The 15,718-nt window shown below is 71.4% G+C and carries 13 protein-coding genes; 7 read left to right on the top strand and 6 right to left on the bottom strand.

Translation table 11 applies throughout. The annotated features are described in order from the left end of the window. Positions 1-62: 62 nt before the first annotated feature. On the bottom strand, positions 63-1,427 hold the full coding sequence (locus tag AABA78_RS28880) for a sigma-54-dependent transcriptional regulator (RefSeq protein ID WP_370469488.1): 1,365 nt from the start codon (positions 1,425-1,427) through the stop codon (positions 63-65). Then, entirely contained in the window at positions 1,405-3,537 is a 2,133-nt protein-coding gene (locus AABA78_RS28875; RefSeq protein ID WP_338267885.1) for a two-component system sensor histidine kinase NtrB, read from the bottom strand. The genes AABA78_RS28880 and AABA78_RS28875 overlap by 23 nt, the downstream gene beginning before the upstream one ends. A gap of 199 nt (positions 3,538-3,736) precedes the next feature. On the opposite strand from AABA78_RS28875, the gene AABA78_RS28870 reads away from it, so the two are divergent. The 7 genes from AABA78_RS28870 (at position 3,737) to AABA78_RS28840 (ending at position 11,385) form a co-directional block, all read left to right on the top strand. Beyond that, a complete protein-coding gene (locus AABA78_RS28870; RefSeq protein WP_338267883.1) occupies positions 3,737-4,432 on the top strand; it encodes a TetR/AcrR family transcriptional regulator in 696 nt (231 codons plus the stop codon). Further along, a complete protein-coding gene (locus tag AABA78_RS28865; protein ID WP_338267881.1) occupies positions 4,429-5,229 on the top strand; it encodes a CoA transferase subunit A in 801 nt (266 codons plus the stop codon). The genes AABA78_RS28870 and AABA78_RS28865 overlap by 4 nt, the downstream gene beginning before the upstream one ends. Further along, positions 5,226-5,972, top strand: coding sequence for a CoA-transferase subunit beta (locus AABA78_RS28860; RefSeq protein WP_338267879.1), 747 nt, complete (start codon positions 5,226-5,228; stop codon positions 5,970-5,972). The genes AABA78_RS28865 and AABA78_RS28860 overlap by 4 nt, the downstream gene beginning before the upstream one ends. Before the next feature lie 45 nt (positions 5,973-6,017). Further along, the gene (locus tag AABA78_RS28855) at positions 6,018-7,055 is read left to right on the top strand and encodes a zinc-binding dehydrogenase (protein ID WP_338267878.1); all 1,038 of its coding nucleotides are present in this window, start codon (positions 6,018-6,020) and stop codon (positions 7,053-7,055) included. Between the two features lie 40 nt (positions 7,056-7,095). After that, positions 7,096-8,346: a hydroxymethylglutaryl-CoA synthase family protein gene (locus tag AABA78_RS28850; protein WP_338267876.1), complete on the top strand. Its 1,251-nt coding sequence runs from the start codon at positions 7,096-7,098 to the stop codon at positions 8,344-8,346. 222 nt (positions 8,347-8,568) lie between these two features. Then, positions 8,569-9,939 carry a ferritin-like domain-containing protein gene (locus AABA78_RS28845; protein ID WP_338267874.1) on the top strand — a complete coding sequence of 457 codons (1,371 nt, stop codon included), beginning with the start codon at positions 8,569-8,571 and terminating at the stop codon, positions 9,937-9,939. 72 nt (positions 9,940-10,011) lie between these two features. Next, positions 10,012-11,385 (top strand): ferritin-like domain-containing protein, encoded by a 1,374-nt coding sequence (locus AABA78_RS28840; protein WP_338267871.1) that lies wholly within the window; start codon positions 10,012-10,014, stop codon positions 11,383-11,385. 1 nt (position 11,386) lies between these two features. Here the strand turns inward: AABA78_RS28840 and AABA78_RS28835 are convergent, their stop codons facing one another. From AABA78_RS28835 to AABA78_RS28820, 4 genes are all read right to left on the bottom strand, one after another. Next, the gene (locus tag AABA78_RS28835; protein WP_338267869.1) at positions 11,387-12,082 is read right to left on the bottom strand and encodes a c-type cytochrome; all 696 of its coding nucleotides are present in this window, start codon (positions 12,080-12,082) and stop codon (positions 11,387-11,389) included. Next, positions 12,079-13,347, bottom strand: coding sequence for a YncE family protein (locus AABA78_RS28830; RefSeq protein WP_338267867.1), 1,269 nt, complete (start codon positions 13,345-13,347; stop codon positions 12,079-12,081). Before AABA78_RS28830 ends, AABA78_RS28835 begins: the two co-directional genes overlap by 4 nt. Continuing rightward, the gene (locus tag AABA78_RS28825; RefSeq protein ID WP_338267865.1) at positions 13,344-14,642 is read right to left on the bottom strand and encodes a hypothetical protein; all 1,299 of its coding nucleotides are present in this window, start codon (positions 14,640-14,642) and stop codon (positions 13,344-13,346) included. The genes AABA78_RS28830 and AABA78_RS28825 overlap by 4 nt, the downstream gene beginning before the upstream one ends. An 87-nt stretch (positions 14,643-14,729) precedes the next feature. Then, positions 14,730-15,680, bottom strand: coding sequence for a hypothetical protein (locus AABA78_RS28820; RefSeq protein WP_338267864.1), 951 nt, complete (start codon positions 15,678-15,680; stop codon positions 14,730-14,732). Positions 15,681-15,718 lie beyond the last annotated feature (38 nt).

Here is a 15,718-nt window from a genome sequence, read left to right as displayed (position 1 = left end):
GTGATCGCCAGTGGACCGTGGCAATCCGCCAGCCCCCCGTGGCGGATTGCCACGCCGGCCCTCTACCGCTCCCGCTCGCGACGGTGGATGGTGGACACATCGATGCCCAGCAGCTCCGCGGCGCGGGTCTTGTTCCCGCCGCAGTGCTGGACCATCCAGTGGATGTACTCCCCCTCCAGCTTGCGCAGGGTCCACACGCCCTCCTGCGCCTGGGCGAGCGGGGTCTCCGGCTCCGGCACCGGCGCGTGGGGCCGCAGGTCCTCCAGCGTCACCGTCTCCCGGGGGACGAGCACCACCAGCCGCTCCACCAGGTTCTCCAGCTCGCGCACGTTGCCCGGCCAGGGCATGGCGCCCAGCGCGGCCACCACCTCCGGTGACAGCGACGTCACGCGCGAGCGCGGGTTGCGCGCCCGGGAGCGGGCGGTGAAGTGCTCCACCAGCTGCGGGATGTCCTCGCGGCGCTCCTTCAGCGAAGGCACCCGCAGCGTCACGACGTTGAGTCGGTAGAAGAGGTCCGCGCGGAAGCGCCCTTCCCGCACGCGCGCCTCCAGGTCCTGGTGCGTGGCCGCCACCACGCGCACGTCCACCGTGCGGCTGGCGTCCGAGCCCACCGCGCGCACCTCGCCGTCCTCCAGCACGCGCAAGAGCCGCGCCTGGAGCTCCGTGGGCATGTCGCCAATCTCGTCCAGGAACAGCGTGCCGCCGTGGGCCTCCACGAACAGGCCGCGCCGCACGGACGTGGCCCCGGTGAAGGCGCCCTTCACATGGCCGAACAGCTCGCTCTCCAGCAGCGGCCCTGGCAGCGCGGTGCAGTTGACGGCCACGAAGGGTCCTGGCGCGCGCGGGCCCTCGAAGTGCAGCGCGCGGGCCACCAGCTCCTTGCCGCTGCCGCTCTCACCCCGCAGCAGCACCGGGGCCGCCGCGTGCGCCACCCGGTCGATGAGCTCGTACAGCCCGCGCATGGGCGCGCTCCTGCCCACCAGCGCGCCCAGCCCGGAGCGCTCCTGCGACGCCTGCTTCAGCGCCCGGTGCTCCGCGCGCAGCCGGCGGTCCTCCAACGCGCGGCCCAGGTACAGCCGCACCTCGTCCAGGCGGAAGGGCTTGGTGAAGTAGTGGTACGCGCCCCGGCGCATCGCCTCCACCGCGCTCTCCACGCCGCCGAAGGCCGTCATCAAGAGCACGGGCAGCTCCGGATCCACCGCGCGCGCGGCGTCCAGCACGTCCAGCCCGTCCACCTTCTCCATGCGCAGGTCGGTGAGCACCGCGTCGTATACGCGCGAGCGGATGAGGCCCAGCGCCTCCTGGCCGCCCGTGGCCAGGTCCACCGTCCAGCCCGCGTCGGCCAGCGGCTCCTGGAGCATGCGCCCCATCTCCACGTGGTCGTCCACCACGAGGATGCGGGCGTCAGATGGCAAGTCGCTCGGCATGGCGTTCCCCTGGGACGGCGCGGGCCACCGGCCACAGCACGGTGACGCGGGTGCCCTGTCCCGGCGTGCTCTCCAGTTCCACCCGGCCGCCGTGGTTGCGCACGACGTGGGCCACCATCGTCAACCCCAACCCGGTGCCCTGGCCGCGCTTCTTCGTCGTGAAGAACGGGTCGAACACCTGGTTGAGGCGCTCCTTCGGAATCCCGCACCCGTCGTCGCGCACGGTGAGCGCGACCAGGCCCCAGGTCCCCTCCTCCGGCCCCGCCAGCGCGGAGGCGGAGACCTCCACCTTCCCGCCCTCGCTGCACGCGTCACATGCGTTGAGCGCGAGGTTGATCAGCACCTGCTGGAGCTGATCCGCGTCCGCCGCCAGCGCGGGCACCGACTCCGGCACGTCCACGCTCAGGCTCACCCGCCGCCGCTCCGCCTCCACCTGGAGCAGCTCATGCACGCTCTTCACGAGCGGCCCCAGCGCCACCGGCCGCACCATCGCGGGCTGCAGGCGGGAGAAGTCCAGGAGCTGGCGCAGCGTGCGGCTCACCCGGTCGATCTGCTCCACGATGACGCCCAGCCCCGGCCCCTGCGGGTGCGAGGGCCCCAGCTTCCCCTGCACGTACTCCGCCCGGCCGCGCACCACGCCCAGCGGCGTGCCGATCTCATGCGCGATGCCCGCGGCCAGCACGCCCACCGTGGCCATCTTCTCCGCGCGCAACAGCTGCGTCTCCAGCGCGCGCACGTCGCTCAGGTCCTCCACCACCAGCAGCACGCGCGCCTCCTCCTTCGGATCCTCCGCCGTGAGCGGCACCGCGTGCAGGTTGTACGTGCCCTCCTCGCCAAAGAGCGCCAGCGGTTCGCCCAGCAGGCTCAGCGGCCGGTCCTCCTGCCGCGCGGACGCCACCAGCGCCGACAGCCGCTCCACCACCGGCGCCGGCGCCCCGGGGAACGCGGCCGTCAGCGGCGCTCCCGTCACGTTGCCAGGCACGCGCGAGCGCAGGGCCTGGTTGACGGCGTTGATGCGCCCGTCCGCCGTGAGCGCGAGGACGCCCGTGGGGATGTGGTCCAGGATCTTCCGCGTCCGGTCATGGAGCGCGGCGAGCTGGGCCGCGTGCCGGCGGCTCTCCCGGAGCGCCACCGCGCGGCGCCGCGCCAGCACCACGTACACCGCGAAGGCCACCAGGAAGAACGCCACCAGCGCGCCCGCGCCCAAGAGCCGCACCACCAGCGACTGCTCGTGCGAACGCAGCGCCGCGGTGGACACCAGCGTCGCCACCGCCCAGTGGCTGCCGCCGCGCATGCGGATGGGCGTGTAGACGGCCACCACCTCCGCGCGCCCCAGCCCCAGCCGCTCCGCCTCCTGTTCGGACAGGGGCAGCATGCCGCGCGCGCCGGCCTTCAGCCGCGACACGAGGAACGCGAAGCCGGGCACGCCGGCGTCCTTCTGGCTCGCGCGGCGGAACCACTCCGCCAGGCCCGGGTCGCTCGCGGGCGTGGGCTGGCCGTGCGTGCCCACGAGCAAGAGCCGCGCCTCCAGGTCCGACGTGACGATGCGCAGCGGCGCGAAGAAGGACTCCGTGTCCACCAGCACCGCCACCGCGCCCTCGGGCTTGCCGTCCGTCGCGGGCAGCGCCGTGGCCAGGATGCGCAGCCAGCCGCCGTTGGCCGCGTCCAGGATGGGCGACGTGGTGAGGTCCCCCGGCGGACGCTGCAACGCCCGGCGCGCCGTGCCCGCCATCTCCGCCACCAGCCCCTCGCGCGACACCTGCGCGTCCGGCTTTCGGTCCAGCAGCAGGAGCCGCTCCGCGCCGTCGCCGTCGTACGCCGCGATGGCCTTGTACTGGCCCACCGCCTCCAGCAGCGCGCGCAGCTCCCGCCGGTGCTCCGGCAGGCTCCCCGGCTGGGACATCAGCTCCCCGGCGAAGCGCAGGTTCTTGCCCACCTCCTCCAGCGAGTCCGTGACGCCGCCCACGGCCTCGTCCAGCTGCTTCTGCCGGTCCCCCGCGAACTGCTCCACCAGGGTGGTCCGGCTGCGCTTCACGAGTGTCCAGACCCCCACCCCCACGCTCGCCAGCGCGGCGCACAACAGGAGGATGGGCAGGAGCGTGGACCGCATGGACGGCCCCAACCTAACCCGTTGGGTGGGTCCAAGTCCTTGTTTCCAATAGCTTTTATCCCACCTGCCCTCCGGTGCTTGCCCGTTGACGGACCGCGTTGGGGAATGCTACCTACCGGTCGGTAGGCGAAGTGACCTACCGGTCGGTAGGTGGATTCAGGTCCGGCAGGAGCAGGCAGGCCGGAGAGGGAAGGCACGCATGACACCCACGGGGCGCAAACCGGACGAGGGCGAGCGGTACCGGACCATCCTGGAGACGGCGGCGCGGCTCATCTGCGAGCGCGGCTACGAGGGCACGTCGATGCAGGAGATCGCCGCCGCGTGCCGGATGACCAAGGCGGGGCTCTACCACCACATCCAGAACAAGGAGCAGCTGCTCTTCGCCATCATGAACTACGGCATGGACGTGTTCGAGGAGCAGGTGCTCGGCCCCGTGCAGGACGTGGCGGATCCGGTGGAGCGGCTGCGCCAGTGCATGCGGCACAACATCCACCTGGTGACGAGCGGCCGCAGCAAGGAGGTCATCATCATCCTCCACGAGCACGCCACGCTCACCGGCGAGGCGCGCGAGTACATCGACCGGCGCAAGAAGCGCTACGTGCGCTTCCTGGAGGACGCGTTCGCGGAGGCCAACCGCCTGGGCCGCCTGCGCGGCGTGGTGGACCCTACCGTCGCGGCCTTCTCGTTCCTGGGCATGATCCTGTGGGTCTACAAGTGGTTCAAGCCGGACGGGCGCCTCTCCGAGGAGCAGATCGCCGACGGCATGGTGGAGCTGCTCTTCCCCGGCGCCACGCTCGGTGCCTCCGCCGCCGCCCCTTCGACTGACGACGCGCCCGCGCTGCGCATGGTGCCGCGCGCCGGTTCCGCTTCCGGGTCCGGAGGGGAGCCCCAGTGAACCGCGCCCGGTGGAGTTCCCTGTCGGAGGCGGTGGCCTCCATCCCGGACGGCGCGTCGCTCGCGGCCGGCGGGTTCATGCTGGGCCGCGCGCCCATGGCGCTGGTGCTGGAGCTGGTGGCGCAGGAGAAGCGCGACCTGCAGCTCATCTCCCTGCCCAACCCGCTGCCGGCGGAGTTCCTGGTGGCGGGCGGGTGCTTGAAGCGCGTGGAGCTGCCCTTCGGCGCGCTGGTGCTGGACAACCGCGTGCGGCCCCTGCCCTGCCTCAAGCGGGCCATCGAGGCGGGCGGGATTGAATGGCGCGAGCACGACGGCTACCGCGTGGTGCAGCGGCTGCGCGCGGCGTCCATGGGGCTGCCGTTCATCCCCGCGCCGGACGCGGACGTGTCGGAGCTGGCGGAGGTGGACGCGCCGCGCACGGTGGAGGATCCCTTCACGGGCCGCCGCGTGCCGGTGGAGCCCGCCTACTACCCGGACGTGGCGCTCATCCACGCGCGGGCGGCGGACGACAAGGGCAACCTCTTCATCGAGGACCCCACCACGGACCTGCTCGTCGCGGGCGCCGCGAAGCGCATCATCGCCACGGTGGAGGAGCGCGTGCCCAGGCTGGCGCGCGTCACCATCCCCGCCTTCCAGGTGGAGCGCGTGGTGCTCGCCCCCGGCGGCGCGCTGCCCACGGGCTGCGTGGGCCAGTACCCGCATGACGACGCGATGCTGGCGGCCTACCTGGCCGCGGCGGAGGCGGGCGACGCGAAGGGCTTCCTCATGTCGCTGCGCGCGACGCGGAGCGCGGCATGACGACGACGACGGTGGACGCGACGCCCGCGGAGACGGTGGTGTCGCTGCTGGCGCGGGAGATTGAAGACGGCTCGGTGGTGGCCACGGGGGTGGCGTCGCCGCTGGTCATCCTGGCCATCGCGGTGGCCCGGGCCACGCACGCGCCGGGCCTGACGTACCTGGCATGCGTGGGCTCCCTGGACCCCGTGCTGCCGGAGCTGTACCCGTCCTCGGAGGACCTGCGCTACCTGGACGGCCGGTCCGCGGAGGTGAGCATCGCGGACCTCTTCGACCACGCTCGGCGCGGCCGGGTGGACACGGTCTTCTTCGGCGCGGCGGAGGTGGATCCGGCGGGCCGCACGAACATGACGGCGTCGGGCAGCCTGGAGAAGCCCCGGGCCAAGTTCCCCGGTGTCGCGGGCGCGGCCACGCTGCGCCAGTGGGTGAAGAACCCCGTGCTGCTGGTGCCCCGGCAGTCGCGCCGCAACCTCGTCCCGCAGGTGCAGGTGGCGACGACGCGCGACCCCAGCCGTCCGGTGCGGCTCATCTCCGACCTGGGCACGTACGAACTGGGCGGGCCGCGCGGAGCGAAGCTGCTGTCGCGTCACCCCTGGGCGACGGTGGACGGCATTGCCGAGCGCACCGGCTTCGAGTTCACGGTGCCGGACACCCTGCCCGTCACCTCGCTTCCGGACGCGCGCACGGTGTCCGCCATCCGCGCGCTGGACCCCCGCAACCTGCGCGACGCGCTCGTCGGCGGCTGAGACGTCTTCCCCACCCTTTGGCGCAATACGGAAAAGAGGCACCGCATGGAAGCTGTCGTTCTTCGCCAGTTCGGAAGTGCAGAGAACCTGCGTCTGGAGACCGTGCCGGTTCCCCGGCCGGGCAAGGGCGAGGTGCTGCTGAAGGTCCACGCGTGCGGCGTCTGCTACCACGACGTCATCAACCGCCGCGGCAACCTGCCCCGCACGCACGTGCCCGCCATCCTGGGGCACGAGGCCGCGGGCGAGGTGGTGGAAGTCGGTCCGGACACGGTGGGCTGGAAGGTGGGCGACCGCGCCGCGACGCTGCAGCGCATGTCCTGCGGCGAGTGCGCGCTGTGCCTCTCCGGCCGCAACAGCCTGTGCAAGACGGACAACCGCTTCTTCGGCGAGGAGCTCCAGGGCGGCTACGCGCAGTTCATGGTGGCCCCGGTGCGAGGCCTGGGCCGCGTGCCGTCCGACCTGCCCTGGGCGGTGGCCGCGACGGTGTGCTGCACGCTGGGCACGGCCGTCCACACGCTGCGCACGCGGGCGAAGGTGAAGGCCGGTGAGACGGTGCTGATTACGGGCGCCAGCGGCGGCGTGGGCCTGGCCGCGGTGCAGCTGGCGAAGGTGGACGGGGCGCGCGTCATCGCCATCACGTCCGGCGAGGCGAAGGTGGCGGCGCTGAAGGAGGCCGGCGCGGACGAGGTGATTGTCTCGCGCGGCCTGGACTTCGGCTCGGAGGCGCGCAAGCGCACGCAGGGCCAGGGCGTGGACGTGGCGGTGGAGATCGTCGGCAGCGCCACCTTCGACCAGACGCTCAAGGCCATGGCGCCGGGCGGACGCGTGGTGGTGGTGGGCAACCTGGAGTCGGGGGTGGTGAACCTCAACCCGGGCCTGGTCATCGTGAAGGAGCTGGAGATCCTGGGCGCGTACGCGACGACGCGCGAGGAGCTGGACGAGTCGCTGCGGTTGACGGCCAAGGGCCTCATCCGCCCCTTCGTGTCGGAGGAGGTGGCGCTGGCGGAAGCGGGCCGCGCGCACTTCCGGCTGGAGAACCGGGAAGTGGCGGGCCGGCTGGTGCTGGTGCCGCCGGCGGCGTGAGGCCATTGGATTCGCGACCTTTTGACTTGAGGAGCTCCCCATGAAGAAGCGGGTTGGAATCGAAGCGCTGGCGGTGGCGGTCCCCCGGCGGTACGTGGACATCGAGGACCTGGCGCGGGCGCGCGGCGTGGACCCGGCGAAGTTCACCGCGGGCCTGGGCGCGAAGGAGATGGCGGTCAACGACCCGGGCGAGGACTCCGTGTCGCTGGCGGCCACGGCGGCCGCGCGGCTCATCCAGCAGCAGGGCGTGGACACGTCCAAGCTGGGCATGCTGGTGGTGGGCACCGAGACGGGCGTGGACCACTCGAAGCCCATCGCGTCGCACGTGCACGGCCTCCTGAAGCTGCCGCGCGCCATGCGCACGTTCGACTCGCAGCACGCGTGCTACGGCGGCACGGCGGGCCTGATGGCGGCGGTGGAGTGGATCGCCTCCGGTGCCGGCGCGGGCCGCTCCGCGCTGGTGGTGTGCACGGACATCGCGCGCTACGGCCTGAAGACGGCGGGCGAGCCCACCCAGGGCGGCGGCGCGGTGGCGCTGCTGGTGTCGGAGACGCCGGACCTGCTGGCGGTGGACGTGGGGCTCAACGGCGTGAGCACCGCGGACGTGTACGACTTCTGGCGGCCAGTGGGACGGCGCGAGGCCCTGGTGGACGGGCACTACTCCATCACCTGCTACCTGGACGCCATGGCGGGCGCGTACCGGGGCTGGCGCGAGCGCGCCATTGAGCAGGGGCTGGTGCGGTGGGATTCGAAGCTGCCCAGCGAGCAGCTCGCGCGCATCCTGTACCACGTGCCCTTCTGCAAGATGGCCCGCAAGGCGCACGCGCAGGTGCGGCTGTGCGACCTGGAGGACTCCAGCAGCGGGCCGGCCACGCCGGAGGCGCGCGACGAGGCGGCGAAGTCGCAGGCCAGCTACGACGCGCAGGTGGCGAAGTCGCTGGGGTTGAACGCGCGGGTGGGCAACGTCTACACGGCGTCGCTGTACCTGGCGCTCGCGGGCCAGCTGCACGCGGAGGGCGCGGCGCTGGCGGGCCAGCGCATCGGCCTCCTGTCCTACGGCAGCGGTTCCTGCGCGGAGTTCTTCTCCGGCGTCGTGGGTGAGAAGGCGGCGGAGCGCATGGCCCGCGCGGACCTGGACACGGTGCTGGCGAAGCGCGAGCGCGTGTCGGTGGAGGAGTACGAGCGGCTGATGAACCTGCCCTACGACGCGCCGGAGGCGATTGCTCCGGAGCCGGGCACGTTCCGGCTGGCGGAGATCCACGAGTTCCGCCGCAAGTACGCGGGGGCGTAAGGCCTCACGGATTCCCCCTGAAGGCCCCACGGGCGGTGCGCGCTGGATGGCGTGCATCGCCCGTCTGCCTTTCGCGGGCCACGGCCCCGGAGCAGCCTGATAGGGTTCACACCAAGGGGGTCTCCTTTGAACGTGGAGCGATTGCGGCACCTGTTCGTCAAGGCTTTGAAGGCATCGCTGGCCACACCGCTTGTCATTGCCGGTTGCCACGGCGAACGGGTCGTGAAGCCCGACGCCCCCGTTGGCAAGCTGGCGACGAATTACCGCCGGATCCGGTGCGTGGAGGCGCCTACAAGAGAGGGATATTCCTACGTTGACGGCGTCCCCGAAATCGACAGGGCCTGGATGGTGCCCGCGCCGGACTTCGTCGAATGGAGGCGGTACTCGTACCGTTGGAGGCTCTTCACCAACCTCGCGCAACGCCGGCCGCTCAACGGAAGCTTTCGGAGCACCATCGAGTGGAAGCGATTCCCGGGCTTCCTGCCCGTCTTCGCCACGGGAGAAGCTTGCGAGACGGCCGTCAACAAGGAGGCCTGCCTCAAGACGCTCGAGGCGCAGGACGGAGGCGAGGACGGCTTTCAACCTGTTTGTGCTGGCTTATTCATGGGCAGTTGCACTGCCTATTACGTGGTGACCACCCGCGGCGACGAGGTGAGGACCTACAACACGATGGAATCCCTCAGGCAGCTGCTGGGCACCATCGACCGGGCACAGGAGGCCGCCCTCCTGGCATTCGCGGCGGGCCACGACGTCTGCTCACCCTCCGAGTTCCCCCCGGCGGTCGGCGTCAACCCCGACGAGGGTTTCACCGTCCTGGTGCAGGATGGCCATGCCTGTGGTGAGGGGACCTGGACGGCCCGGGTTCCGGTGCGGGTCTCCTCATCGGGAGAGGTCGTCAAATACGAACCCATCATCGTCAAGTATGGCGACAGCGGCTGCTACCCCGGCAGAAGGCCCGTGGGGCTCCAGGAGCCCCTGGCCCAGGGCTCCTGCGAGGACGCCCGCGGCGCCTGGTTCGCGCGTGCAGCCCGGCTGGAGGCCGCCTCCATCCATGCCTTCCTCCGCCTGCGCGAGGAGCTGGCCCTGCACGGTGCGGGTCAGGCCTTGCAGGACGCGGCGCTCGCCAGCGCGGCGGATGAGGTCCGGCACGCGGAGGTCACCACCCGGCTGGCGCGTCGCTTCGGGGCCGTCCCTCCCCTGCCCTCCGTGGCCGACGTGCCTCCGAGGCCCTTGCGTGAGGTGCTGCTCGACAACGCCGTGGAGGGCTGCGTGCGGGAGACCTACAGCGCGCTGCTGGCCCACCATCAGGCCTTGCACGCGGAGGATCCGGAGATCCGCGAGGCCATGGTCCGCATCGCCGAGGATGAGACCCGGCACGCAGGCCTGTCGTGGGACATTGACGCGTGGGCCATGCCCCACCTGTCCACCGAGGAACAGGCCTGGCTTCGCGAGGCCCGGCGGCAGGCCGTCGCGGAACTCCGCGCGGAGGTGGCCGTCCCTCTCGACGCGCGCCTGACCGCCGAGGCGGGCCTGCCTTCACCGGCGGTGAGCCTTGCACTGCTGGACTCGCTGGAGCAGGAACTCTGGGCCTGATGTCCCAAGCTTTCGGGCTCGCGTGTCCAAACGCCGCGAGCTTGGGGCTCGCGGATTGACTTCGAGGGGCTCATGAACGTGGACCGGCTGCGATTTCTCTTCTCCCGCGCGCTGCGCACCTCCCTGGCCACGCCGCTGCTGCTCGTGGGGTGTGGAAGGGAGCCCGTCGTCGTGGAGCCCCCACCGGCGAAGCCGGAGCCCATCGATGTGAGCCAGCACTCGGACGTCGAGTGCGTGAACGGCGCTCCTGCCATCAGCGACCTGACCATCGAGCCGCCGCCTGACTCGGTCCAGCTCCGCGCCATCTACCTGAGGACTCCGCCGTTCGGCCTTCCCGCGCTGCACGTCCGGACCTCGGAGGGAGAAGCCTGCGCGACGGCCACCGACCCGCAGGACTGTCAGGCACGGCTCGACACGCTGGAGATCCAGCAGGGCTTTCCGCAGACCTGCGTCTTCCCCGAGGGCTGCGCCGACGACTTCCTGGCCATGACCCGAGGGGACAAGGTGGCGGCCTTCGCGAACGCCGAGGCCGTCAGGGCGCTCCTCGGCCGCATCGACACCCCGCAGGAGGCGGCGCTCCTGGCCTTCGCCTCGGGCTATTCGCTGTGCGGGTGGACCGGAGACAGGCACGGCAAGGTACGGGCCTTGCCAGATGGCACGTTCAGCGTCATCGGCACCCAGGGATATGCCTGTGGCGAGGGCACAAGGCTGACGCAGCACCTGCTGGGCATCACGGCCACGGGTGAGCTCACCGAGCAGCAGCGCACCGTCCTCGAGGAGGGCTCCCCCCTTTGCAGCATCGGCCGGAGGCCCGTGGGGCTCCAGGATGCGCGCGCGGGCGGCTGCGAGGACGCACGGGGCCGTTACTTCGCGGACTCGGCCCGGCTGGAGGCCGCGTCCATCCATGCCTTCCTGCGCCTGCGCGAGGAGCTGGCCCTGCATGGAGCGAGCCCTGAGCTGCAGGACGCGGCGCTCGCCAGCGCGGCGGAAGAGGTGCGGCACACCGGCGTCACCGCCCGCCTCGCCCTTCGCTTCGGCGCTACGCCCTTGCCTCCCGCCGTTACGGACCTGCCGCTGCGTCCGCTGGACGAGGTGCTCCTCGACAACGCCGTCGAGGGCTGCGTGCGAGAGACGTACGGCGCGTTGGTGGCGCACCACCAGGCCCTGCACGCGAAGGACCCGGAGATCCGCGAGGCCATGGTGCGCATCGCCGAGGATGAAACGCGGCACGCGGGCCTGTCGTGGGACATCGACGCGTGGGCCATGCCCCACCTGTCCACCGAACAGCGCGCCTCCCTTCAAGAGGCCCGGCGGCAGGCCGTCGCGGTGCTGCGCGAGGAGGTGGCCGTGCCGCTCGACCCGAAGCTCGTCGCCGACGCCGGACTGCCTTCTCCCGAGGTCGCGGCGGCGCTGCTCGACTCGCTGGAGCAGGAACTCTGGGCCTGAGTCACAACCCCAGGAAGGCGAGCACCGCCGACAGGTCCTCGTCCGACAGGGCCTCGCGGCTGTAGAGCGGCATGGTGCCGCCGACGGCGAAGAAGCTGCCATGACGCAGCTTCTCGATGACCACCAGCCGCCGGGGAGTGCCGGGGAAGAGCGAGTCGTAGTCGTCCGTCACCTCCGGCAACACCGACGCGAACGACGTCAGCCGTCCCTCCCCGGTGTGCGTGGCCCCGTGGCACGTCTGGCAGGCGGCGCGGTACACGGCGCCTCCCCGTCCGGGGTCACCGGGCGGCACGTCCTGGATGTCCTTCACCACCGTGAAGGGCAACGCGGGCGCGTCCGTGTCCGGGCTGATCCGCACCAGGTACTCGTAGAGGGCCCGCGCCTTGGGGTCCTCCCGCGTGAGAGGGGACACGCCGCGCATGAAGCTCAGGTAGCAGAAGTTCACCGCGCCCAGCAGGTCCGTCTCGTAGCCGCCCCACCACGTCTGACGGAACGCCACGTTCTCCAGCGGGTAGCCCGCGAGCATGCGGTCCGGTTCGGGCGTGGCGCTCGTCGCGTGGCAGGTCGCGCAGGAGAAGCTGTTGAACTGGCTGTCCGACAACCGGGCATCCTGGAACAGCGCCTCACCGTACTCCGCCGCGGGCGTCGCGCCGCCACAGCCCGCCAGCAGCAGGCCCAGCATCCACCCCCACCTCATGGCCGGCTCCGCAGCAGCGCCACCGAGTCCGGGAAGAGTCCCACCTGGACCGTCTTCACCACCCGCCGCTCCTCCAGCGACACGACGTGGAGCGTGCCCGGCCCCACGTGGTCCCCTTCGCAGACCGCGAGCGCGTAACGCTCGTCTGGCGTCAGCATCAGCTGGTGCACGTTGAGGCAGCCGCTGGACGCCAGCGGAATCTCCCCGGGCACCGCCTCCGGATGGGCTGGATCGATGACGGCGATGGAGTCCACCGACTGGTACGGCATGTAGAGCGTGCGCCCGTCGGACGTGAAGACCCCGAACATCGGCGCGCCCGGCAGATACACCGTGCGCTGGGGATCCATCGTGAGCGTCACCGGATCCAGGTACTGCACCGCGCGGCTCGCGAGCGAGCTGACCCACACCGCCCCCGTCGTGGGCGACACCGTGAGCGCATAGGGCTGGTGGAGGGGCCGCACGGCCGTTCCTGCGTTGGCCGCCACCTTCACGCGCCGCACCGGGCGGTCCGCCTGCTCCAGGTCGACGATGGCCACCTCGTCGGACCAGCAGGCGACGTAGGCGCGGCGTCCGTCCAGCGACAGGCGCACGGCGTGGGGCGCGGGACAGACGGGCACCATCGCCGTGCGCGTCATCGTCCGCGCGTCGAGGATGGCCATCCGCGAATCCATCTCCGCCTCCGTGCCTCCCCGCCGGGCCACCTCCGCGATCTTCAAGAGGTCGAAGTGAGTCTGGAAGAGCGTCCGCCCGTCCGCGCTGAGGATGACGTCACCCGGGTTGGGATCCACGCGCGCGGACCCCACGACGGCGTGGGTGGCCGCATCCAGCTTGAGGCAGTAGCCGTCCGCCTTCCCCGAACCATGCGTCCCGTGCGGTCCGGAGCCGGAGCCCGGCACGTAGTTGGAGATGCCCACGTAATAGAAGTCGTTCTCCGGCGAGACGGCCGTGTGGTGCGGCCCCTCCAGCTCCACCGGGTTGAGGCCCACCGGGACGCGGGCCAACTCTCCCCACGTGGGCGACTCCATCCCGCCCAGGTCCAGCAGGCTGAGGGTGTCCTCCAGGTTGTTGGTGATGATCAGCCGCCCCGCGGGCCCCACGGGCGGCAGCGGTGAGGACACCGGCCACGGCGCTTCGACGCCGTACTCCAGCTCCGGCACCTGGAGCGGCCCCGGGTCCGTCTCCCCACAGGCCCCGAGCACGCCCATCGTCAGCAGCCAGGCGCACGCCCTGATGGCGCACCCCGTACGAAACAGGCCGGTCGTCATGACCTCTGGCTCCGCGCCGACGCCCCCCGCCGGGACCGGCGCGCCCACGCCGTCGCGAGCACCAGGAGCGCGCCCGGCACCAGCCCCGGCGCCGCCGCGCAGCCATCCGAAGCCGGAGGCGTCACCGGCGGCTCGGAGGGGCCGGCGTCCGGCGTGGGCCCCACCCCACCATCCGGACCCGCGCCGTAGAGCTGCGCCAGCTGCGGCCACAGGGCCGGGCACCGCTGCTGCACGGGCGTAGATGCGGGACACAGGTGCGCGCCCTGCACGTCGCCCAGCTTGAACATCGGGTCCCAGGTCGTGCCGTCGTCCGCGCTCTTCGCGAGCGCCCAGCCGCCCGTCCAGCCCGGGCCACAGCCATAGAGCGTCCCGTCCCGCTTCAGCGCGCAGGCGTTCCCGTTCGGCTCCGCCAGCTCCGTGAAGGGCCCGTCGTCCTGTCCCCGGAAGAGATGCGTCGTCGTGGAGACCCACACCGTGCGCCCGTCCGGGGAGGCCTCCACGCTGCCGATGCGCTCGTAGGTGTCCATCACCGGCGTCAGAGTGGCGCCGCCGTCCGTGCTCTTGAGCAGCCAGTCGTGCCCCTGGGCGGAGACCTTCGCCCACAGCACGTCCGGGGAGGCGTCGCTCACGCGCAGCAGCACCAGGTCATACGGGAGCTTCAACGCGGTGAGCGGCTGGGGCAGCCGCGTCCACACGCGCCCGCCGTCGTCGCTGCGCGTAAGGAACTGCCCCTCCGCGTCCTGGCCCGACGCGTAGATGCGCAGTGGATCCGACGCGGCGACGCGGATGGCGGAGAACTGGGAGCCCGGGGTCGGCGCCAGCGCCTGGACCCAGGACTCGCCGCCGTCCTCGGAGCGGAACAGCCCGTTGCTCTGGGACGGCCGCCCCGTGCTGACGTACAGGAAGCGCTCGTCCACCGGGTGCACCGCCAGGCTCGTGACCCACGTGTCCTTGAAATATCCGTGCGCCGTCCAGGTGCAGCCGCTGTCGTCGGAGCGGATCAGCGCGCTCCCCGTGGCGGCCAGGATGGCCCCGCCGGACAGCCAGAAGTAGCGCTCCGGACGCCAGATGGCGATGCCCATGCCCTCCGGGCAGATCCACCGCCAGGTCGTCCCCTCGTCACGGGAGATGAGCGCGCCGGAGGAGTCCCCCATGATCCAGTCGGACGCGTGCCCGCGGCGCACGCTGATGCTGCTCGCCTCGTCGGGCATGCCCCAGTGCGCCCCGGCGGGCGCCGCCCACAGCGACAGGAGCAGCGGCAGCCTCCAGGACAGGAGGACGGATGTCTTCTTCACGGTGTGGCTCCGGCGCGGCGAGGAAACAACGAGCGGCCGCGCACCGGATCCGCTCCGGTGCACGGCCGCTCGCGTGGGGGGCTCAGCTCAGTTGGGCGCGGTGCGGTACTCGAAGTCCTCGAGCGTCATCAGGTAGTCGCCCCGGTCCTCGCGGTAGCGGAAGCAGTAGCGCGTCGGGTAGAGGCCGGAGACCTCCATCGCCGGGGGCGCCTTGATGACGCGGCAGTCCTCGGCGGGCTTGCTCTTGGCGAAGCCGCCCTCGACGACGGTCTCGAAGTACGTGATGTGGCCGTCATACGCGCCGTAGACGAACGCCTGCGTGAAGGGCTCGCCGTTGAAGGGCGACTCGGCGATGTCCGCCAGGTGGTTGCCCATTCGCGCGGACACGCCCTTCTGGTTCTCGAAGCCCGTCGGGTAGAAGGGCGCCGGCGGATCCTTGATGGCCTTCGCGTAGTCGTTGCAGTCCGTGTAGACGCCGCACGGACCGGTGCGGATGAAGTTGCGCTTCACGAAGTCCTGCATGAAGAAGTGCAGGTCGAAGTGCCCCTTGTCGAACGCGCCGATGGGGCCGTGGCCCCGGCCCTGCCAGTTGAACATGATCCACTGGAAGGGGACGTCCTTCATCTTGGGGAACCAGAGCACGCGCTCGTGGCCGCCGTTGCACTCCTTCTCCGGGTCCGTCACCCCGTCGTTGTTCGTGTCCCAGCACGTCTGCCCGTCGTTCGTGGGCAGGTTGGGCAGCATGGGCAGGGTGTCCATGGCGGCCTGATCCACGGTGACGCCAATGGCCTTCACGGAGCCGTCCGGGTTCTTCTGGACGATGGACTGCACGTAACCGTCGCCAAACGACACGCGGTTCTCCATCAGGTCGCACATGCCACGGTACGCGCCGTCCTTCAGCAGCTTGGACAGCTCCTTCTCGGAGACCTTCTTGGCCTTGCCGTCGACGCAGGCATCCACGGTCTCGCCATCATCGGAACAGCCAGCCATGCCCAGCAGGGCCACACCCAGGATCCACGGACTCAGACGATGAAACACGGTGCACTCCTTGTGAACGAAACACGTTGAACGAAGCA

Origin of the sequence: Corallococcus caeni, assembly GCF_036245865.1 — a bacterium.
GTDB lineage: Bacteria > Myxococcota > Myxococcia > Myxococcales > Myxococcaceae > Corallococcus > Corallococcus caeni.
The sequence above is the reverse complement of the archived record's forward strand: the minus strand, read 5'-3'. Positions and strand labels throughout refer to the sequence as shown.

Bases quoted from the DNA above. Each gene is read 5' to 3' on its own strand.
- AABA78_RS28880 (WP_370469488.1), bottom strand. From the start codon at position 1,427: ATGCCGAGCGACTTGCCATCTGACGCCCGCATCCTCGTGGTGGACGAC.
- AABA78_RS28875 (WP_338267885.1), bottom strand. From the start codon at position 3,537: ATGCGGTCCACGCTCCTGCCCATCCTCCTGTTGTGCGCCGCGCTGGCG.
- AABA78_RS28870 (WP_338267883.1), top strand. From the start codon at position 3,737: ATGACACCCACGGGGCGCAAACCGGACGAGGGCGAGCGGTACCGGACC.
- AABA78_RS28860 (WP_338267879.1), top strand. From the start codon at position 5,226: ATGACGACGACGACGGTGGACGCGACGCCCGCGGAGACGGTGGTGTCG.
- AABA78_RS28855 (WP_338267878.1), top strand. From the start codon at position 6,018: ATGGAAGCTGTCGTTCTTCGCCAGTTCGGAAGTGCAGAGAACCTGCGT.
- AABA78_RS28850 (WP_338267876.1), top strand. From the start codon at position 7,096: ATGAAGAAGCGGGTTGGAATCGAAGCGCTGGCGGTGGCGGTCCCCCGG.
- AABA78_RS28840 (WP_338267871.1), top strand. From the start codon at position 10,012: ATGAACGTGGACCGGCTGCGATTTCTCTTCTCCCGCGCGCTGCGCACC.
- AABA78_RS28835 (WP_338267869.1), bottom strand. From the start codon at position 12,082: ATGAGGTGGGGGTGGATGCTGGGCCTGCTGCTGGCGGGCTGTGGCGGC.
- AABA78_RS28830 (WP_338267867.1), bottom strand. From the start codon at position 13,347: ATGACGACCGGCCTGTTTCGTACGGGGTGCGCCATCAGGGCGTGCGCC.